A 22250-nucleotide genomic window follows, 5' to 3' on the forward strand; every position below is an offset into this window, starting at 1 on the left:
GAAACACCTTTACTATCTTTCGCATTGTTTAAAATAAAAACCTTATACATTTTTAAAGATGTTAGAAGAAAAGAATGATAACCTGCATGAAGCAGACGGAAAATCTGGAATCGAAATAAATGATTCTGTAGCAAATAGTGCAATTGAAACATCAGATGCTGAAACTTTGACTGAAAATTTGGTCACTGAAACTGAAAATGAATCAGAAAAACAAGAAAATGCCCATCAAGAAGCATTAGATGTCATTACAAATTCAAATGCTGCTGAAAGCGAAGACGAAACTTTGAAGGAACGTCACGACATTCCTATGCAGGATTACAATACATTTTCTCTGGATGCACTTGTTGATGAACTTAAAAAATTGGTTAATACAGACAAAGTAATGCCTGTAAAAGATCATATTGAAGAAATCAAAAAAGCTTTTTTACTACAATACCATCATCTTATAGAGGAGAAAAAAGAAGAATTTTTAGCTTCCAATCCAGATCCTAATGAAGAATTTGAATATCACCTTCCTTTAAAATCAAAATTTGATGAATACTATAATGTTTTTAGAGAGAAAAGAAATGCTCATTTTAAACATTTGCAAACCAATCTAAAAACTAATTTAGAAAACCGTCTGGCAATCGTTGAAGAATTAAAAGAATTAATTAATCCGCAGGAAAACATCAAAGACACTCTTAAACATTTTAATGAATTAAGAGAAAGATGGAAAAATGCTGGAGCGATTCCGAAGGATAAATACAATCACGTTTGGAATAATTACCATTTCCATGTAGAAAATTTCTACGATTATCTTCATTTAGACCGTGAAGCTAGAGATTTAGATTTTAAACACAACTTAGAATTAAAACAAAAAATCATAGCTCGCGTTGAAGAACTGGTAAACGATTCAGACGTAAATAAATCTTTCCGTGAATTACAGGATTTACACCGAATTTGGAAAGAAGAAATTGGTCCTGTTTCTAAAGAGCACCGTGATGCCATCTGGAATCAATTTAGTGAACTGACTAAGAAAATACACGACAAAAGAGAACTTTTGTTCGAAAGCCAAAGAGCAAATGAGCAAAAAAATCTTGAAGTTAAGAAAGAGATTATCGCTAAAATTGAAGCGCTTGGTAGCGAAAAAGTAAATTCTCACTCGCAATGGCTTGTTCAAATTCAGAAAGTAGAAGATTTAAGAAATGAGTTCTTTGCAGCTGGAAAAGTTCCGTCTGAAGTAAATGAAGAAACTTGGGCAGCGTTTAAAACTGCTGTTAGAAATTTCAATGCTTTCAAAAATTCTTTCTATAAGGACATCAAAAAAGACCAAAATGATAATTTAAATAAAAAACTGGCTCTTGTTGCCAAAGCTAAGGAATTACAGGAAAGTACCGATTTTCAAGCTACAACTCCGGTAATGAAGCAGATCCAGGAAGAATGGAAACAAATTGGTCATGTTCCAAAAAAATATTCAGACAAAATCTGGAAAGAATTTAAGGATGCTTGCAATCATTATTTCGATAAATTAAAAGAACATAAATCTGAAGAAAACGGTGAAGAAGTAGCCGCTTTTGATAATAAAAAAGCATATTTAGATACTTTAAGGGCTTTTCAATTAACGGGAGATCACAAAACTGACTTAGATGCCATAAAAGCACATATTGAAACTTGGAAAGGATTTGGAAAAGTTCCTTTTTCTAGAAGACATATCGAAGGAAAATTCAATAAAATATTGGACGCTCTTTTTGAAAAACTAAGCTTAAGCAAAAAAGAATCTGAAATGATGCGTTTTGCAAACCGCATTGATTCTCTAACTGACAGTAATGACACGCGTAAATTAGATAATGAAAAAATCTTTATTATGCGTAAAATTGAAGAGGTTCAAAATGAAATCTTCCAGTTAGAAAATAACATCCAATTCTTTACCAATACTAAAAATGCTAAAAAAGAGAATTCAATAGTTACAGAAGTACGCAAAAACATTGCTATTCACAAAGAAAGCCTTGATGTATGGAAAGATAAATTGAAACAATTAAGAAACTTAAATCAGCCGGAATAATTGTCTTGACTGAACGAAGTAGAAACCATTTAAATATAAAGGTGTAATGAATTTCATTGCACCTTTTTTTTGTCGTTATTTTTTAACACAAAGACCGCAAAGTTTTTTTTTAAGGAATATTTAAGCTGTTGTCAAGACAAAGCTTTGAGAACTTTACATACTAGCATAAAAACAAAAGCTTTGCAAACTTTGCGTAAATACTTAGCGTTCTCTGCGATAAATCCCAATCCGACTTTCAACAAAAAACTTTGCGTAAACCTTTGCATTCTTTGCGTTAAAAACCACCATCCAATTTTCAACTAAAACTTGAAACTTAACAATCTCATTAAATTCCACAAAACTATTCTGCAAAATATTGATTATATTTGAGTTACCACTATTAACTAGCAATCAAGCAAATAACATTTAATACTAATTTTTAAATAAGGAGAATATGAAATTTACAAGAAAAGCACACGCCAACTGGAAAGGAACCGGTATGGAAGGAAAAGGAACAATTAGTACACAAAGTACAACTTTAGATAATGCTCAGCTGTCTTTTAAAACAAGATTTGCTGATGGTGTCGGGACAAATCCAGAAGAGTTAGTTGCCGCAGCGCATTCAGGCTGTTTTACAATGCAATTAAGCTTCTTACTTAACGAAGCAGGTTTTACAGCAGATGATTTAACTACCGAAGCTACAGTTACTTTTGAAGACGGAACAATTACTTTAATTCACCTGGATTTAAAAGGTAAAGTTCCTTCAATTTCTGCTGAACAATTTGCTTCTACAGCTGCAAAAGCAAAAGAAATTTGTCCTATTTCAAAATTATTAAACACTACAATTACTTTATCTGCTGAACTAATTAGTTAGAGGCATAAAAAAAACCATTCACCGCGGTGAATGGTTTTTTTCTTATTCTAAAAAGCTAACAATTACATTTTAGCTTTTAAAGCTTTAGCTTCTGCAGTCATTTCAAGAGCGCTGTAAACTCCTAATAATGTTTTAGAAACATCCTCGTTTTTAGGATCTAATTCGTTCGCTTTTTTAAGGTAAGGAATAACTCCTTTGAAAACTGCTTCTCTTTGTCCTTTTAAAACATCGTAACGCTTCATATCTTTAGCAGAAGTTCCCAATTTATTCATTTCATCAATGATTGGTTTTTCAGCTTCCAATTTCAAAGCAGCAAGGTTTAAGTAAGCGTTTGTATAGTTAGGATTGATTTCAATTGCTTTCAAGTAGTACTTCTCAGCATCAGCATTATTTTTAGCTCCAGCACTAATTACCCCTAAATTGAATACTAAATCAGCATTGTTTGGATCTTTTTGTAAAGCCTCACCAACTAATTTTTTGTACATCTCGAAGTCTTTGGTCTCTAAATATAAATTAGCTTCAGTCAAAATCAAAGAAGTATCATCTGGATTTGCTTTTCTAGCATCAGCGATTGCTTTTTTAGCATCTTCTGTACGTCCTTTTTGAACTAAGATTAACGCTAAGTTTTTATAGATCTCACCTCTTTTTGAAGGAATAGCTTCAGTTTTAGGTTTTTCGTGAGTTCCTAATTTAACAGCCAAATCTCTTTCTTTTGCATTTGCAAAACTATCATCATTTCCAGAAGCTTTGTTTACAGCTGTATACATCGTTCCTTTTCCTGAGTAATTTAGTTTTTTCAACTCTTCGTACATTGGTAAAGCAAGATCATAATCTTGTGAATTTACAGCTGTAGAAGCAGCATAATACAAGTTAATTGTATCTTTTTTATCTAACTCATACGCTTCGTATAATTTTTTAGCACCTTCTACATGTTTGCTTGATTGAGTATCTGCAATTGCAGAGTTAATCAATAAACCTTTAATACTAGTAATTGATGTTGCAGCTTGAGTTGAATATTTTTGTTTTCCTGAAGCTTTTTCAACTTCAATTAATTTTTTGTAGCTATTAGCCGCTAAAGATAAGTTTTTACCTTCCTCAACTTTTTTATTTGCTAACTCCAAAAAGGCATTTCCTTGAACAAAATAATATTGTGCCTGCTCAGTATCTTTAGCATTTACAATTAAGTTCTCTGCATCTTTTAATTGAGCAAGAGCACCTTGCGCATCTCCACCCTTTAATGCCTTTTCAGCATTCTTAATTTGATCTTTTTGAGCAAACGTAGCTACAGAGATCAGTAATGCTGATGCAAGTATTACATATTTACTTTTCATAATGGTATTTATTTGTATTTAATTTTTTGTTTTTAACTATTCTTCAGACTCTTCATCCTCTGCTTCTGCATCATCTTCATCTTCTGCCACTTCATCGTCAGAGTCGTCATCATCTTCTACAGATCCGTCGTCTTCCAACACTTCCAAATCTGGTTTAACTCTCTCAATTGCAGCAATTACGTTTCCATCTTCATCTAACTCTACTTCTTCTGCATCATCTTTCATTACGGTTGTAACCGCAGCAATAGAATCTTTACCTTTAAGGTTAATTAATCTAACACCTTGAGTTGCACGTCCCATAACGCGCAAATCTTCGATTGCCATTCTGATAGTCAACCCAGACTTATTAATAATCATTAAATCGTCTGCATCCGTCACAGCATTAATAGAAATCAACTTACCTGTTTTCTCCGTAATGTTAAGCGTTTTAACCCCTTTACCTCCACGGTTTGTAATTCTGTAAACATCTTCTCCGTCATCGTCAACCAATTTCGTACGTTTTCCGTATCCGTTTTCAGTTACAACTAAGATTTGAGATGTAGAAATATCGTTTTTATCCACCGTAACCATTCCGATTACTTCATCTGTTTCATCTTTTAAAGTAATTCCACGAACTCCAGAAGCTGTTCTTCCCATCGGACGTGTTTTAGTTTCTTCAAAACGAACTAATTTACCAGATTTAACCGCTAAGATAATTTGGCTCTCTCCATTTGTCAACTGAGCTCCAATTAACTCATCGCCTTCTTTAATTGTAATTGCAGCAACTCCATTGGCTCTTGGTTTAGAATATTTCTCTAAAGAAGTTTTCTTCACCTGACCTTGTTTTGTTACCATTACAAGATTATGCGTATTGATATAATCTTTGTCTTTTAAATCTTGCGTACAAATGAAAGCTTTTACTTTATCATCGCTTTCAATATTTACCAAGTTCTGAATTGCTCTACCTTTTGCCGTTTTGCTTCCTTCTGGGATTTCATAAACACGCATCCAGAAACATTTTCCTTTTTGGGTAAAGAACATCATATATTGGTGGTTTGTTGCCACAAACATGTGCTCTAAGAAATCCTGATCTCTTGTTCCGGCACTCTTCTGTCCAACCCCACCTCTATTTTGCGTTTTGTATTCTGTAAGATTTGTACGCTTGATATAACCTGCATGAGAAATTGTAATAACTACATTTTCGTCAGCAATCAAATCTTCAATACTTACATCTCCTCCTGAATATTCAATTTGAGAACGTCTTTCGTCACCGTATTTATCACGAATTTCTGTAAGCTCCTCTTTAATCAAATCTGTTCTCAAATTAACATCTGCCAATAAAGCTTTCAAATGCTCAATTAACTTCATTAATTCATCAAACTCAGCTCTTAATTTATCTTGCTCCAGACCTGTTAACTGACGCAAACGCATCTCAACAATAGCACGAGCTTGAATATCTGATAATTTAAATCTCTCGATTAATTTTTCTCTAGCTTCATCTGTATTTTTAGATCCTCTAATTAACGCAATTACTTCGTCGATATTGTCAGAAGCAATAATTAACCCTTCTAAGATATGAGCTCTCTCTTCTGCCTTACGTAATTCAAACTGTGTTCTTCTAACTACAACTTCGTGACGGTGCTCAATAAAATAATGAATCATATCTTTCAGATTCAACATTTGCGGGCGGCCTTTTACTAATGCAATATTATTTACACTAAAAGAAGATTGTAATGAAGTATATTTATATAAGGTATTTAAAACTACGTTTGGTGTAGCATCTCGTTTCAAGATATAAACGATACGCATACCATTTCTGTCAGATTCGTCACGAATGTTCGCAATACCTTCAATTTTTTTCTCGTTAACCAAATCAGCCGTACGTTTAATCATTTCGGCTTTGTTAACCTGATACGGAATTTCAGTAACAATGATACACTCTCTTCCGTCAACTTCTTCAAAACCAACTTTAGCACGCATTACAATACGTCCTCTACCTGTTTTAAATGCTTCACGAACGCCTTCATAACCATATATTACACCTCCCGTTGGAAAATCAGGAGCTTTAATATGCGTCATTAATTCATCAACCTCAATATCATTATTATCTAAATATGCTAAAGTACCATTGATAACCTCTGTTAAATTGTGTGGAGGCATATTGGTCGCCATACCAACCGCAATACCTGTTGCTCCATTTACTAATAAAGTAGGAACTCTTGTAGGCATTACTTTTGGCTCATATAAAGTATCGTCAAAGTTCAGCTGAAAATCAACTGTTTCTTTTTCGATATCTGCCATAATATCTTCTGAGATTTTACGCATTCTAGCCTCAGTATAACGCATTGCTGCAGGGCTGTCTCCATCGACAGAACCAAAATTACCTTGTCCGTCAACTAATAAATAACGCATACTCCATTCCTGCGCCATACGCACCATTGCATCATAAACAGAGGTATCACCGTGCGGGTGGTACTTACCCAGAACCTCCCCTACAATTCTCGCAGACTTTTTGTGGGCAGATCTTGAGGTTACACCTAAATCATACATTCCGTAAAGAACTCTTCGATGCACTGGTTTCAAGCCATCTCTAACATCAGGAAGTGCTCTCGATACAATTACTGACATCGAATAATCGATGTAAGCTGACTTCATTTCATCCTCTATGTTAATAGGAATTAACTTTTCTCCTTCAGACATAAGTTGTTATATTAAATAATTATATTAGTTTTCAAAGCGTGCCAAGATACGTTTTTTTAAAATTTTTTCAGCTATTTCCTTACACTTATTTAAATGATTTATTAACAACTTTATTTGAGCTTTTAGTTAATAAATTAAGCGTTTTTTAACTCTTTTATTGTCTTTTTTTTCGTCTATTAGCTGACAGTAGTTCTTGAAGGTACGGTTTTTGTTTTTAAAACAGTAATTCACTAAATTTACAATACCAATTATATATTATGGATGATAATTTTTCACCAAGAGTAAAAGATGTAATTACGTACAGTAAGGAAGAAGCTCTTCGTTTGGGCCACGACTTCATTGGTACAGAACATCTTATGCTAGGTATTTTGAGAGATGGTAACGGAAAAGCTATTCATATACTTAATAACCTAGCTGTCGATTTAGAACATTTACGCAGAAAAGTAGAAGTACTTAGCCCTGCCAACTTGAGCGTTGAAGTAAATGCAGAAAAGAAAAACCTTCATCTTACCCGACAGGCCGAAAGAGCCCTGAAGACCACTTTTCTTGAAGCAAAAGTATTTCAAAGTTCATCGATAAGCACGGCACATTTGCTGTTATGTATCTTGAGAAACGAAAACGATCCAACAACCAAGCTATTGAATAAACTTAAAATAGATTATGACGTAGCTAAAGAACAGTATTTAAATATGACTCCAAACGAAGAAGAATTCTTAGAAAACTTGCCAAGAAACGAATCATATAATGATGATTCAGGACAAGATGACAGTCTTAAAGAAAGCAGCTTTAATAATCCCGCCAATAAGTCAAACAAAAAATCTAAGACTCCAGTTTTAGATAATTTTGGGAGAGATTTAACAGAAATGGCTGAAGAAGGAAAATTAGATCCTGTTGTAGGACGTGAAAAAGAAATTGAGCGTGTATCGCAAATTTTAAGCCGTAGAAAAAAGAACAATCCGCTTCTTATTGGAGAACCTGGAGTTGGTAAATCTGCTATTGCAGAAGGGCTTGCTCTACGTATTATCCAAAAGAAAGTATCGCGTATTCTTTTCCATAAACGTGTTGTAACTCTTGATCTAGCAAGTTTAGTTGCAGGAACAAAATACAGAGGACAATTTGAAGAAAGAATGAAAGCCGTAATGAACGAGCTTGAGAAAAACGACGATATTATTCTTTTTATAGATGAGATCCATACTATTGTGGGAGCTGGAGGAGCAACAGGTTCGCTTGATGCTTCAAACATGTTCAAACCTGCATTAGCTAGAGGTGAAATCCAATGTATTGGTGCCACTACTCTTGACGAGTACAGACAATATATTGAGAAAGATGGTGCTTTAGAAAGACGTTTCCAAAAAGTAATTGTTGAGCCAACTTCAGTTGAAGAAACAATCGCTATTTTGAATAATGTAAAAGATAAATACGAAGATCACCACAATGTGACTTACACTCCAGAAGCTATCGAAGCCTGCGTTAAGCTAACGAACAGATATATGTCTGAGCGTTTCTTACCAGACAAAGCGATCGATGCAATGGATGAAGCTGGTTCACGCGTGCACATCACTAACATTGATGTTCCAAAACAAATTTTGGATCTAGAACGTCAATTGGAAGAAGTTCGCGAAATGAAAAATATGGTTGTTAAAAAACAAAAATATGAAGAAGCAGCCAAACTTCGCGATGACGAAAAACGTATCGAAAAAGATCTTGCTTTAGCACAAGAACAATGGGAAGAAGATTCTAAAAACAACAGAATTGAAGTTACAGAAGATAATGTAGCCGATGTTGTTTCTATGATGACTGGAATTCCTGTAAACAGAATTGCACAAACAGAAAGCAACAAATTGGCTCAATTGCCTGAATTGATTCAGAATAAAGTAATTGGTCAAAATGAAGCTGTTTTAAAAATCGCTCGTTCTATTCAACGTAACAGAGCCGGACTTAAAGATCCGAACAAACCAATTGGTTCATTCATTTTCTTAGGTCAGACTGGGGTTGGTAAAACACAATTGGCTAAAGTATTAGCAAAAGAATTATTTGATTCTGAAGATGCTTTAGTTCGTATTGATATGAGCGAATACATGGAGAAATTTGCGATTTCTCGTTTAGTTGGAGCGCCTCCAGGATACGTTGGATACGAAGAAGGCGGTCAATTGACTGAAAAAGTTCGCAGAAAACCTTACTGTGTGGTTCTTTTAGATGAGATCGAAAAAGCGCATCCAGATGTATTCAACATGATGCTTCAAGTTTTAGATGACGGATATTTAACAGATAGTTTAGGTCGTAAAATTGACTTTAAAAACACTATCATTATTATGACATCTAACGTTGGTGCTCGTCAATTAAAAGACTTTGGACAAGGTGTTGGATTCGGAACTGCTGCAAGAACAGCTCAAGCTGATGAAAATTCGAAAAGCATTATCGAAAATGCATTGAAGAAAACCTTTGCTCCTGAGTTCTTAAACAGAATTGATGACGTAATTGTATTTAATGCATTAGAAAAAGCTGATATCGATTTGATTATCGAAATCGAATTGAAAAAACTATATTCTCGTATTGCAGAGTTAGGCTACAAATTAAGCTTAACAGACAAAGCAAAAGCGTTTATTGCCGAAAAAGGTTTTGACAAACAGTTTGGAGCTAGACCGCTAAAAAGAGCAATTCAGAAATATGTTGAAGATTTGCTAGCCGAAGAAATCATCACTTCAAAAATTCATTCTGGTGATGAAATCTTGATGGACTTAAAAGATGATTCACAAGAATTATCAGTAGATATTCATAAAGCCGAAGAGCCAACGAATCAATAAATTAGTTTAAATTTATAACATTCATAATATGCCCGTTACGTTTTCATAACATAACGGGTATTTTTTTTATTAAAAATCACTATCTTTAGTAAAAGCAAATAGCTATTTTTGAATTTAAATTCTATAATAAAAAACAAAATATGCTTCAAAACAAAGTCATTTTAGGCAGCGAAGAATGGTGCTCATTTCCAGAACTAGGAATCCCGACAATTAAAGCTCGTGTAGATTCTGGTGCCAAAACTTCGGCAATGCACGCTTTAAACATAGCGCCTTTTATAAAAAATGATGCTAATTGGGTTAAATTCGACATTAATCCGATTCAGAATAATATCAAAACCATTATTCATTGCGAAGCGCCTTTGGTTGATAAACGAATTGTAAAAAGTTCAAGCGGTTTTAGAGAACATCGTTATGTAATTCAAACCAGCTTAAAAATTGGCGATGCCAAATGGCCAATCGAAATGACTTTGACCAATCGCGATTCTATGGGATTTAGAATGCTTTTAGGGCGCGAAGCCATGAGCGGAAGGGTTTTAGTCGATCCTGAACAAAAATATCTTTTAGGACAGCCTACAGCAGAATCTTTAAAAGAATTATACCAAAACTCTGAAAAAGCAAAAACTGGTTTACGAATTGGCCTTTTAGCCAGTAATCCAGAATTATACAGCAACAAAAGAATCATGGAAGCCGGCGAAATGCGCGGCCATGAAATGCATTTTCTTAATATCAAGGAATGCTATATGAAACTGGATGCCAAAAAACCTGAGATTCATTACAGAGGCGGAAAAATCTTAAACGAGTTTGATGCTATTATTCCGAGAATTCGTCCGAGCATTACTTTTTATGGTTGTGCATTAACACGTCAGTTTGAAGCATTAAAGGTTTTTGTTCTAAATTCAGCTACAGCAATCACTCAATCTCGAGATAAACTGTATTCTTTACAATTATTACTAAACAGCGGAATTGATATTCCAACTACAGGATTTGCCAATTCTCCGCTTGATACAGACAATTTAATTAAAATGGTTGGCGGTTCACCTTTAATTGTAAAATTATTGGAAGGAACACAAGGAAAAGGTGTTGTTTTGGCCGAAACCAAAAAAGCTGCAGAAAGTGTAATCAATGCCTTTAAAAGTTTAAATGCCAACATTTTGGTTCAGGAATTCATTAAAGAAGCCAACGGAAAAGACATTCGCTGTTTTGTGATTGACGGAAAAGTAGTTGCCGCAATCCAACGTGAGGCTATGCCTGGCGAATTTAGAGCAAACATCCACCTTGGCGGAACTGCATCTGTTATTAAAATTACTCCTGAAGAGAAAAAGATCGCGATTAAAGCCGCAAAAGCTATGGACTTAAAAGTAGCTGGCGTTGATATTATTCGTTCTTCTAAAGGTCCGTTATTGTTAGAAGTTAACTCTTCTCCAGGTCTTGAAGGAATTGAAGGCGCCACTAACAAAGACGTAGCTGGAGAAATGATCAGAGCTATTGAAAAGAATTTTAAATTGTAATTAAGTTCATTCAAATTTAATTTCTCATAAATAATTTAGCAGCTTTGTCAAAGTTTAAAACTTTGACAAAGCTTTTTTATTTAACTTTAAAATAAAAAACATGGCTTTTCCTTATTTAGATATAATTATTCGAAGCGTTGCCGTTTATTTCTTCATGACAATTGCTTTACGAATATTCGGCAAAAAAGAACTTTCGCAATTAAATACCGCTGACATTATTCTTATTTTATTAATCAGCAACTCTGTCCAAAATGCGATGGTTGGTCCCGACACAAGTTTAATTGGAGGATTGGTTGCAGCATTGGTTTTGTTTTCGATCAACTTTGTTATTAAGAAATTGACAAAAAGATTCAAAACTCTTGGCGATTTATTGCTAGACAAACCTGAAATATTAATTCATGACGGTATATTAGACTTTCAAACTTTAAGCCGATTAGATGTTTCGCACGAAGAACTAAAAGAAGCAGCACGCGAACACGGTTTAGAACATCTCACAGATATTAAACTTGCAATGCTTGAAATTGATGGGACTATAAGTATAATTTCAAAAGATCAAAAACATCTTAAACAAACACACTACAAGCGAAAACACAATCATAAAAACCTTCAAAAACTTTGATTTTACTTCCCGACTTGAATTCTAACCGCGCCTAAACCATCTTTAAAATCATCTGCTTTTTCGTATTTCGGAGTTACAATTTCTTTTCCTTCTTTGTCTACAAAACCGTACTTTCCGTCCAATTTCACTACAGCAATTCCATCTTTAAAAGATTCGATCAAATCATATTTTACAGAAGTTATTTCTTTTCCAGTTTTATCAATCAATCCGTATTTATCACCTGATTTCACTTGAATTAATTCATCATTCAAAACCATGAAATCGTATTTTACTGGCACGATTTCTTTCCCATCATTATCCAAAACGCCATACTTGTTTTCCTGTTTTACAATTGACGCATTATCTTTAAAATAAAAATTCATATCGTACTTTATAGGAACTACAATTTTCCCTTCCTCACTAATCACCCCAAACTTATTATTAGATTCTACTACTGCAAAACCTTCCTTAAAATTCTGAACATGATCATAAATTGGAGCAACAACCTCTTTCCCAATCTGATCTACAATACCAAATTTGCCATTTAGTTTCACAACAGCAAACCGATCTGCAAAGTCAATTATTTCATCATATTTTGGGCTTATTTCCTCTCCGACAACATCAATAAACCCCCATTTATTATTCAGTTTAACAGCCGTTATTTCAGGAGATAAAGTTTTTGCATCATCGTATTTTTTAGTCAACAATACATCCGAAGATTTAATTAAATATTGGGCTTTAGCATTTTTATTGCTTACCACTATCCAATTCTGTTTGTTTATTATTTCATCATAAATACAGCGGATAACTTCTTTTCCGGTTTTATCTACTACGCCGCTTTTGCCTTTTAATTGTACAACAGCGAAACCACTTTCAAATGCGCTAATGCCGTCATATTTACAAGGAACTATTTCTTTTCCTGTCTGATCGACAAAACCATATTTAAAAGATTTTTCTTTTGATTGAGCAAAACCAGTTTTTACAATCAGCATTAAAACCAATACAATTATTTTCTTCATTATCTTAAATATTAAACTATTTCCAAAAGTCTGCAAGATTGGCTATTCCTATAGCCTCTAAAAGCTTTTATACTTTTACTTTAAAACAAATTAAAACAAAAAAAACCGATTTCAGATTTGAAATCGGTTTTCTATATTAACAAAATGTGATTTACTTTTCACATTTTACAAAATTCATTTTCTCAGATTAAATAAAGACGCTTAGAATAAAATAAACCAAACCTGCCAATAAAGCTGAAATTGGAATAGTTAAGATCCAAGCCCAGATTAAACTTACTGTAACTCCCCATCTAACAGCAGAAACACGTTTTGTTAATCCAACACCAATAATAGAACCTGTAATAGTATGCGTTGTACTTACCGGAATTTTTAAGTGCTCTGTAAAGTAAAGTGTCAAAGCTCCTGCAGTTTCTGCCGCAACACCTTCAAACGAACTTACTTTCGTGATTTTAGAACCCATTGTTTTCACAATTTTCCATCCACCGCTCAAAGTTCCTGCTGCAATTGCAGAATAACATGCTAACGGAATCCAGCTTGGCATAACACCTTTGATACCTGCATCATCATTTGGAAGTACAACATCTAACCAAGCATCCATATGAACTCCTGGATTTGTATTGATATAAACCGCTACAGCTGCAGCGATAATACCCATTACTTTTTGAGAATCGTTTCCTCCGTGACCTAAACTAAATGCTGCAGAAGATAATAACTGCATTTTCTTTAAAGCCGCATCTGCCTGATGAAGATTTAAGCTACTGAATATCAAACAAAATCCGCTTACTGTCAAGATAATGAAAGCAACCAAAAACCATTTAATATTATGAGAATCAAAAACTACACTCCAAAAATGAGATTCAAAACGAGGTTTTCCGTGTTCTAGAATTTCTTCATAAGAAACCATTTGATAATACACGAAAACAACAGTAGCAATCATTAACGCTATAGTAAAAATCTTAGGTCCAATTGTTTTACGAGAAGCATTTAAAAGCCAAATCGAAATTAAATAAGAAGCCAATGCTCCAATTAATGGCGCTAAAACGATAAATGCAATAATGATAAGAACCCCCGAAGGCATTGCCCCGTCTTTTCCTGCTTTATACCAGCTTACAATTTCATACCAGTAATGAGTTGCTCCATCTTCTCCAACATAACCAGAGAAGCCATGTACAGCGATAGCATGTGCTACTGCAGCCCCTGCAAAACCTCCAATAAGTGTATGAGAAGAACTTGAAGGAATTCCTAACCACCAAGTCAATAAATTCCAACAGATTGCAGCGATAACTCCAGCCAAAATTACGACTAGGTTAATTTCCATGGTATGGGCTGTTTTAGCAACAGTATCTGCAACACCAAATCCGAAAACCCAATACGCCAGAAAGTTAAAAAATGCTGCCCAAACAACCGCCTGAAAAGGTGTCAAAACCTTTGTTGCAACAACAGTCGCTATAGCATTTGCCGCATCATGAAAACCATTGATGTAATCAAAAATTAAGGCAAGCACTATAATTAATATAAGTATAGTCATAAGATTATAACTTCAGATTGAAAAATTGAATTAAGAATGTTTTACAGAAATAGATTCTAGTATGTTCGCAACACTCTTACATTTATCTGTTGCTGATTCTAAAACAGATAACACTTCTTTATATTTAATAATATTTTTAGCGTCTGTTTCGTTTTCAAAAATTTCAAAAACTGCTTTGTTATAAACGTTATCAGATTTGTTTTCTAGTTTGTTAATTCTAGCACACGCATCTTTAATAACTTTAAAGTTTTGTAAGTTTCTCAACTCTTTTACTGCACTGTCAATGTTTTGACAAGCTTCAAGGTTGATTTCTGTCATTTTTCTGATAGATTTTGTAATCTTATCAACTTGATACAATCTCATACGGCTAGATGCACCGTGAAGGTAATCTGCAACGTTGTCAATTGAAGTAATTAACGTATGAATATCTTCTCTGTCAAACGGCGTAATAAAGTTTCTGCTTAACTCTAAGTTAGTCTGACGAGTAATGTCTTCTCCTTTTTGTTCTAATTCGTCAATCTTTTGAAAAAGAATTTCTCTTTCTTTTAATGGTAAATTTACAGCTTCGTGTAAGTTAGAAGCTAATTCAATTAAATTGCTTGAAGCTTCTTCAAAAAGTGGAAAGAATTTTTTGTCTTTCGGCACTAAAAATTGGAAAATACTGTTTATTGACATTGTTTTATTTTTGATAGCGCAAAATTACCTTCAATAACACGTTTCAGTGTTAAGCCATTGTTAACAAATCGTTTTCAATTTGAAAACTCGAAAGGAATAAAACCGTGTTTTCTATGTCATTATGTAAGATTCTATCTTCTTTTACCAAAGGCACAACTTCTCTGTAGCTGTTTAAGAACATTTCGATAAAACCACTTGATTTTAAAGGCTCTCTATAAGCAATTGCCTGAGATGCATTTAATAATTCGATCGCTAGAATACGCTCCAAATTATCAAGAATACGTAAGGCTTTTGTAGCACCGTTTGCTCCCATACTCACGTGATCTTCCTGTCCGTTGCTTGAAACAATGCTATCAATACTCGCTGGCGTTGCCAATTGTTTGTTCTGACTTGCAATACTTGCTGCAGTATATTGCGGAATCATAAATCCTGAATTTAATCCTGGATTGTCTACCAAAAATGCTGGAAGATTTCTCAATCCTGAAATTAACTGATACGTTCTTCTTTCAGAAATGCTTCCTAATTCTGCCAAAGCAATTGCCATAAAGTCTAAAGCCAATGCTAAAGGCTGTCCGTGGAAATTTCCTCCAGAAATAATCTGATCGGCTTCTATAAATATATTAGGATTATCTGTAACTGAGTTGATTTCTGTTTTGAATACTTTTCGAACATAATCAATTGCGTCTTTTGAAGCTCCATGAACCTGCGGCATACAACGGAAAGAATACGGATCCTGAACGTGTTTCTTTTCTTGAGTGATAATTTCACTTCCGTCTAAGAATTCAGTGATTCTTTGTGCGGTTACGATTTGCCCTTTATGCGGACGTATATAATGTATCAATTCGTTAAATGGCTCAATTCTTCCATCAAAACCTTCTAATGAAATAGTTCCGATTAAATCTGCCAAGTACGAATATTTATAAGCTTTAATTAAAATGTGGGCTCCATAAGCACTCATAAACTGAGTTCCGTTCAATAAAGCCAAACCTTCTTTTGACTGTAAAACGATTGGCTCCCAATTAAACTGCTTCAAAATTTCAGCAGAAGCTACTTTTTTTCCTTCAAACAATACAATTCCTTCTCCAATTAAAGGCAAAGATAAATGTGCCAATGGCGCTAAATCTCCAGAAGCTCCAAGCGAACCTTGAGTATATATTATTGGCAGAATATCATTATTGTAAAAGTCAACCAAACGCTGCAAAGTGATCAATTGAACTCCTGAATGTCCATAGCTTAAAGATTGGATTTTAAGCAACAACATCATTTTTACAATTTCTGCAGGAACTTCTTCACCTGTACCGCAAGAGTGCGATTTTACAAGATTTTCTTGAAGTTTAGATAAATTCTCATTAGAGATTTTCACACTATATAAAGACCCGAAACCTGTATTGATACCATAAATTGGTGCAGTATGCGATGCCATTTTCTTATCTAAATAATCGCGGCATTTCTGAACATTTACTTTAGCTTCTTCAGATAATTCAAGCACTTTATTTTGACTTAAAATTTCTTGTAATGTTTCTAAAGTAATCGTTTCTGAACTTATATAATGAATCTCTCTCATGATGATTTTAAATTTTAAACGCCAAAATTCAACAAATCAATATTAAAAAGCAACATTTTATCACAATAATTAAGATTTCTATAAAAGCTCTTAACATACTTTAAACCGCTATTCAAATCAAAACATCTCTTTTTTACCCGTTTTTTATATGTTTTTAAGCTAAACATCAATCCTTTGCAAAGGTTCATTCCATAAAAATTGCTGTTCAAAATATGCCAAAACATCAATTTAACATATTCAATTTTAACAAATACTCAATATTGATTTATAGAGATTTGAATTATTAAAATATTCGCAAAAAAGCTTTTTGGGTTTTTAACTCTTGTAAAAAGCTGTACTTTTGAAAAATCAAAAATGAAAAGTAACAGCATAAAATATCAATCTACAATTATTACAGCTCAAACAGGAGTTGCAATTGCTGCTACCATTATTACTACTACAACTACTACTACCCCTTAGGGGTATACATTTTTACATATAATCCTAGGTTACCTATACTTTTTTCTTGAAAGAAGAGAGTTATTGGATACATAAAAAACATTTACAAAAAAAGTCGCAGTTTTCAGTTTCAGTTCACAGTTGATAACCTTTGAACCTTTGTCACTCAAAATCTTTGCACCTTATTAAAAAATATCATACAAAATGAAAGTATTAAAATTTGGCGGAACTTCGGTAGCCAATGCTCAAAATATAAAACTCGTTCTCGAAATTGTCAATCAAAAAGCAAAACAGGATCAACTCGTTGTAGTAGTTTCTGCTTTAAGCAAAGTAACTGATTTACTGCAATTGGCAGCGGCAAAAGCAGCGGCAAACGACGAAAGCTTTAGAGAGGTTGTGGCTGAAATCGAGAAAAAACACCTTGACACACTTAAAGAACTTATTCCCGTTAGCGAACAAAGCAGTCTTTTAAGCCATGTAAAAAGAATCATCAACCATTTAGAAACTTTATTGGACGGCTGTTTCTTGCTTGGCGAATTATCTCCAAGAACTGCCGATACTATTTTAAGTTTTGGAGAATTGCTATCGTCATTCATTATTGCTAAAGCCTATGAGCAAATCAGCAAAGATGCAGTTTATAAAGACAGCCGTGAATTAATTAAAACAGATAATAACTTCGGAAAAGCGGTTGTAAACTTCGAAGTTTCGAATAAATTAATTCAGGAATATTTTGCTGAAAACAAAGCCAAAATCAACATCATGCCTGGATTTATTGCGCAGACTCTTGACGGAATCACTTCGACTTTAGGACGCGGAGGTTCTGATTATACTGCTGCCATTATCGCTGGAGCAATCAACGCTGAACAATTGGAAATCTGGACTGACGTAAACGGAATGTTTACTGCCAACCCTAAAATTGTGAAACAAGCACAGCCAATTGCAAATATCTCTTATCAAGAAGCGATGGAATTGTCGCACTTTGGAGCAAAAGTTTTGTATCCGCCAACAATTCAGCCGGTTTTAAGAAAAAATATTCCAATTTTAATCAAAAATACTTTTGAACCAGAAGCTGAGGGAACTTTGATTTCGAATCAGATTTCATCAAAAGATACCGTTGTAAAAGGAATTAGCCATATCGATCATATTTCGCTTTTAACTTTAGAGGGTCCAGGAATGATTGGAGTTGCAGGTTCATCAAGACGTTTGTTCGAAGTATTATCTCAAGAAAAAATCAACGTTATTTTTATTACTCAAGCTTCTTCTGAGCATTCAATTTGTATCGGAATTTTGAATTCTGATGCTGATAATGCCGAAGCTGCGATTAATAGAGCTTTTGAAATCGAAATTTCACAAAACAAAATCGATCCTTGTTATGTAGAAAAAGACCTTTGCATTATTGCTCTAGTTGGTGAAAACATGAAAAATCATCAAGGTTTAAGCGGAAGAATGTTCAGCACTTTAGGAAAAAACAACGTAAACATTCGTGCGATTGCGCAAGGTGCTTCTGAAAGAAATATCTCGACTGTAATCAACGAAAGAGACGTTAAAAAAGCGTTGAATACTTTACACGAAAATTTCTTCGAAGAAAACACAAAACAGCTGAACTTATTTGTAATGGGAGTTGGAAATGTGGGTGAAAAATTCATCGAACAGATCCACAATCAAAGAAAGTTTTTAAAAGACAATTTAAAGATCAACGTTCGCGTAATTGCTTTGTCTAATTCTAGAAAAATGATTTTTGATGAAGACGGAATTTCATTAAAAAATTGGGAGGCCGCTTTAAGCGAAGGAGAACCTGCAAGTATAGACGGATTCATCAAACGTGCGGAAGAATTGAATTTACGCAACAGTATTTTTGTAGACATCACTGCAAATGCAACGGTTTCTGAAGCATACGAGAAATTCTTAAAAGAAAGTATTGCCGTTGTAACTTGCAACAAAATTGCTTGTTCTTCTGCTTATGACAATTATAAAAAATTAAAAAGCTTATCTCGCCAATACAATGCTCCTTTCTTGTTTGAAACAAATGTTGGTGCTGGATTGCCAATTATTGATACGGTAAAAAATCTGATTGCATCTGGAGATAAAGTGCACAAAATTCAGGCGGTTTTATCTGGAAGTTTGAACTTTATTTTCAACAACTTTGACGAAAACAACTCTTTCCACGATGTGGTAAAAGAAGCTGGAGTTCAAGGTTTCACAGAACCAGATCCAAAAATCGATTTAAGCGGGATCGACGTAGCGCGTAAAATCCTAATCTTAATTCGCGAAAGCGGTTACGAAATGGATATTGACGCCATTGCAAACGAATCATTCTTGCCAGCAGAATGTTTAGCAACAACAAACAACGAAGATTTCTTCGCATCGTTAATCAAACACGCTGCTCATTTTGAGAACATTTATAAAGAAGCTTTAGCCAAAGATTCAAGATTGAAATACGTAGCGCAATTCGAAAACGGAAATGCAAGCGTAGGTCTGCAATTCATCCCGAAAGATCATCCTTTCTACAATCTGGAAGGAAAAGACAATATCGTATTGTTCTACACAGATCGTTACGTAGACCAACCTTTATTGATCAAAGGAGCTGGTGCCGGAGCAGCGGTAACAGCATCAGGAATTTTTGCTGACGTTATTCGAATAGGTAATGTTTAGCCACTAAGACACTAAGACGCTAAGTTTCTAAGTTTTTTTTTATACTTAGCATCTTAGAAACTTAGTATCTCAGAAACTATAAAAATAAACTTTGTGACTTTGTGCCTTCGTGGCAAAAACCAAAAAAATGAAAGAAATAAAATTATTCTGTCCAGCTACAATTGCCAACCTCTCATGCGGATTTGACGTATTGGGACTTTGCTTAGACAATGCGGGCGATGAAATGATTGTTCGAAAAGTCGATCAAAAAGGAGTTCGAATCACTAAAATTGTCGGTGCCGATTTGCCTTTGGAAACCGAGAAAAACGTTTCTGGAGTTGCGGCTTTGGCAATGCTTGAAACTTTAGACGAATTGGACTTCGGATTCGAAATCGAAATTTATAAAAACATCAAAGCGGGAAGCGGTATCGGAAGCAGTGCTGCAAGTTCTGCTGGAGCGGTTTTCGGAATCAATGAATTATTGGGAAGACCGTATTCTCGTAAAGATTTGGTTCAGTTTGCGATGCAGGGCGAGAAATTAGCCAGCGGAAACGCGCATGCCGACAACGTTGCTCCTGCCCTTTTAGGCGGATTTACTTTGGTAAGAAGCTACGCGCCACTTGATATTATAAGAATAGACAGTCCAGAGGAATTGTACGCAACAGTTGTTCACCCGCAAATTGAATTGAAAACTTCTGACGCACGTTCGGTTTTGAAACAAAACGTTTCTCTAAAAAGCGCCATCATGCAATGGGGAAATGTAGGCGGATTAGTTGCAGGACTTTATACCAAAGATTACGAATTAATCGGACGTTCGCTTCATGATGAAATCGTTGAGCCTTTAAGAAGTGTTTTAATTCCAGGTTTCGACCAAATCAAACAAACGGCTTACGAAAACGGTGCTTTAGGTTCTGGAATTTCAGGTTCTGGTCCATCAATCTTCGCTTTAAGCCGAGGAAAAAACACCGCCGACCAAATCGCAAAAGCCATGAGCGACGTTTACGAAAAAATGAATTTACCATATGAAATTCACGTCTCGAAAATTAATCCGGATGGCGTAAGAATTATATAAAACAAGTAACTAGTACTTAGTAATTAGTCCTTAGCTTCAAAAACTAAAGACTAATCACTAGGGACTAATCACTAATCACTAAAATAATGAAATACTACAGTTTAAACCATAATGCCCCAAAAGTTTCTTTTCAAGAAGCTGTTATACAAGGATTAGCAACTGACAAAGGATTATATTTCCCAGAAAGCATTACACCGCTTGATCCTTCTTTTTTTGATGAAATCGAAAGTTTAAGTGACGAAGAAATTGCTTTTGAAGCGATTAAACAATTTGTTGGCGACGAAATCCCAGCAGAAAAACTAAAAGAAATCATTGCCGAAACTTTAGTTTTTGATTTTCCAGTAGTGAAAGTCGAAGACGGAATCTATTCGTTAGAATTATTTCACGGGCCGACAATGGCTTTTAAAGACGTTGGAGCGCGTTTTATGTCACGTTGTTTGGGCTATTTCAATAAAGACAAAAAAGACGCTAAAAACACGGTTTTAGTAGCGACTTCCGGAGATACAGGCGGAGCGGTTGCGAGCGGATTTCTAGGCGTTGACGGCGTTAATGTTGTGATTTTATATCCGTCTGGAAAAGTGAGCGATATTCAGGAAAAACAATTGACTACTTTAGGGCAAAACATAAAAGCACTAGAAGTTGACGGTGTTTTTGACGATTGTCAGGATATGGTAAAAAAAGCGTTTTTAGATGAAACTTTAGCGCATAAAAACCTGACTTCGGCGAATTCTATCAATATTGCGCGCTGGTTACCTCAAATGTTTTATTTCTTCTTTGCTTACAAAGCGTTGAAAAGCCAAAACAAACCTTTAGTTTTCTCTTGCCCAAGCGGAAACTTCGGGAATATCTGTGCCGGAATTATGGCAAAGAAATTAGGTTTACCAATTGAACATTTCGTTGCTTCTACAAACGTAAACGACACCGTGCCAAGATTCTTAGAAAACGGAAAATACGACCCGAAACCTTCTAAAGCAACAATTTCTAACGCAATGGACGTTGGAAACCCAAGCAACTTTATTAGAATTCAGGAATTGTACAATAATGACTTAAAAGCTTTCGAAAAAGACTTTTCTTCTTATAGTTATACGGATGAAGAAACGCTTGAAGCAATGAAACACATCTACAATCTACCTGAAGGTTATATCGCAGAACCGCACGGCGCTGTTGGTTATTTAGGTTTGAAAAAAGAACTGGAGAAACACCCTAACGCCATTGGTATTTTCTTAGAAACAGCGCATCCTATTAAATTCTTAGATGTTGTTGAACCGGCTTTAGGAATTACACTTCCGATACCTGCTCAAATTGAGAGTGTTATTAATGAGGAGAAAGTTAGTGTGAAGATTGGGACTTATGAGGAGTTGAAAGCTTTCTTGGGGTAACAATTTATCTCTTAGCAAAATTCTATACATAAACCGATTAAAATATTTTAATCGGTTTATTTTATTTAAAATCTATTTTTTGTAGTACTCATTCTAATTAACACGAATTAATTTATATTTGAAAAAGAAA

At 34.6% G+C, this 22250-nt stretch carries 14 protein-coding genes; 8 read left to right on the forward strand and 6 right to left on the reverse strand.

Going from position 1 to position 22250, the window contains the following annotated elements; translation table 11 throughout:
- The first annotated feature begins 58 nt into the window (after positions 1–58).
- Positions 59–2041, forward strand: coding sequence for a DUF349 domain-containing protein (locus RB618_RS08555; RefSeq protein WP_308068372.1), 1983 nt, complete (start codon positions 59–61; stop codon positions 2039–2041).
- A 433-nt stretch (positions 2042–2474) separates the two neighbouring features.
- Entirely contained in the window at positions 2475–2894 is a 420-nt protein-coding gene (locus RB618_RS08560; protein ID WP_008462742.1) for an OsmC family protein, read from the forward strand.
- A gap of 62 nt (positions 2895–2956) precedes the next feature.
- On the opposite strand, the gene RB618_RS08565 is transcribed toward RB618_RS08560, so the two are convergent.
- Positions 2957–4225, reverse strand: coding sequence for a tetratricopeptide repeat protein (locus tag RB618_RS08565; RefSeq protein ID WP_308068373.1), 1269 nt, complete (start codon positions 4223–4225; stop codon positions 2957–2959).
- A gap of 36 nt (positions 4226–4261) precedes the next feature.
- Positions 4262–6904: a DNA gyrase subunit A gene (gene gyrA, locus RB618_RS08570; RefSeq protein WP_308068374.1), complete on the reverse strand. Its 2643-nt coding sequence runs from the start codon at positions 6902–6904 to the stop codon at positions 4262–4264.
- 257 nt (positions 6905–7161) lie between these two features.
- On the opposite strand from gyrA, the gene RB618_RS08575 reads away from it, so the two are divergent.
- The 3 genes from RB618_RS08575 to RB618_RS08585 all read left to right on the forward strand — a co-directional run bounded on the left by RB618_RS08575 (position 7162) and on the right by RB618_RS08585 (position 11835).
- Positions 7162–9708 (forward strand): ATP-dependent Clp protease ATP-binding subunit, encoded by a 2547-nt coding sequence (locus RB618_RS08575; RefSeq protein ID WP_308068375.1) that lies wholly within the window; start codon positions 7162–7164, stop codon positions 9706–9708.
- A gap of 140 nt (positions 9709–9848) precedes the next feature.
- Entirely contained in the window at positions 9849–11216 is a 1368-nt protein-coding gene (rimK, locus tag RB618_RS08580; RefSeq protein ID WP_008462738.1) for a 30S ribosomal protein S6--L-glutamate ligase, read from the forward strand.
- A gap of 100 nt (positions 11217–11316) precedes the next feature.
- A complete protein-coding gene (locus tag RB618_RS08585) occupies positions 11317–11835 on the forward strand; it encodes a YetF domain-containing protein (protein ID WP_308068376.1) in 519 nt (172 codons plus the stop codon).
- Positions 11836–11837: 2 nt separating this feature from the next.
- Here the strand turns inward: RB618_RS08585 and RB618_RS08590 are convergent, their stop codons facing one another.
- From RB618_RS08590 to hutH, 4 genes are all read right to left on the reverse strand, one after another.
- Positions 11838–12833 (reverse strand): WG repeat-containing protein, encoded by a 996-nt coding sequence (locus RB618_RS08590; protein WP_308068377.1) that lies wholly within the window; start codon positions 12831–12833, stop codon positions 11838–11840.
- 187 nt (positions 12834–13020) lie between these two features.
- Positions 13021–14361 (reverse strand): inorganic phosphate transporter, encoded by a 1341-nt coding sequence (locus RB618_RS08595; protein ID WP_308068378.1) that lies wholly within the window; start codon positions 14359–14361, stop codon positions 13021–13023.
- A 30-nt stretch (positions 14362–14391) separates the two neighbouring features.
- Positions 14392–15036: a DUF47 domain-containing protein gene (locus RB618_RS08600; RefSeq protein ID WP_008462731.1), complete on the reverse strand. Its 645-nt coding sequence runs from the start codon at positions 15034–15036 to the stop codon at positions 14392–14394.
- 49 nt (positions 15037–15085) lie between these two features.
- The gene (gene hutH / locus RB618_RS08605) at positions 15086–16600 is read right to left on the reverse strand and encodes a histidine ammonia-lyase (RefSeq protein ID WP_308068379.1); all 1515 of its coding nucleotides are present in this window, start codon (positions 16598–16600) and stop codon (positions 15086–15088) included.
- A 642-nt stretch (positions 16601–17242) separates the two neighbouring features.
- Here hutH and thrA point away from each other — a divergent pair.
- The 3 genes from thrA to thrC all read left to right on the forward strand — a co-directional run bounded on the left by thrA (position 17243) and on the right by thrC (position 22120).
- Positions 17243–19690: a bifunctional aspartate kinase/homoserine dehydrogenase I gene (gene thrA, locus RB618_RS08610; protein ID WP_308068380.1), complete on the forward strand. Its 2448-nt coding sequence runs from the start codon at positions 17243–17245 to the stop codon at positions 19688–19690.
- Positions 19691–19817: 127 nt separating this feature from the next.
- On the forward strand, positions 19818–20741 hold the full coding sequence (locus tag RB618_RS08615) for a homoserine kinase (protein WP_308068381.1): 924 nt from the start codon (positions 19818–19820) through the stop codon (positions 20739–20741).
- Between the two features lie 86 nt (positions 20742–20827).
- The gene (thrC, locus tag RB618_RS08620; RefSeq protein ID WP_308068382.1) at positions 20828–22120 is read left to right on the forward strand and encodes a threonine synthase; all 1293 of its coding nucleotides are present in this window, start codon (positions 20828–20830) and stop codon (positions 22118–22120) included.
- The last annotated feature ends 130 nt before the right edge of the window (positions 22121–22250 follow it).

The organism is Flavobacterium sp. LHD-85 (assembly GCF_030929595.1).
In the GTDB taxonomy this organism is placed as follows: domain Bacteria; phylum Bacteroidota; class Bacteroidia; order Flavobacteriales; family Flavobacteriaceae; genus Flavobacterium.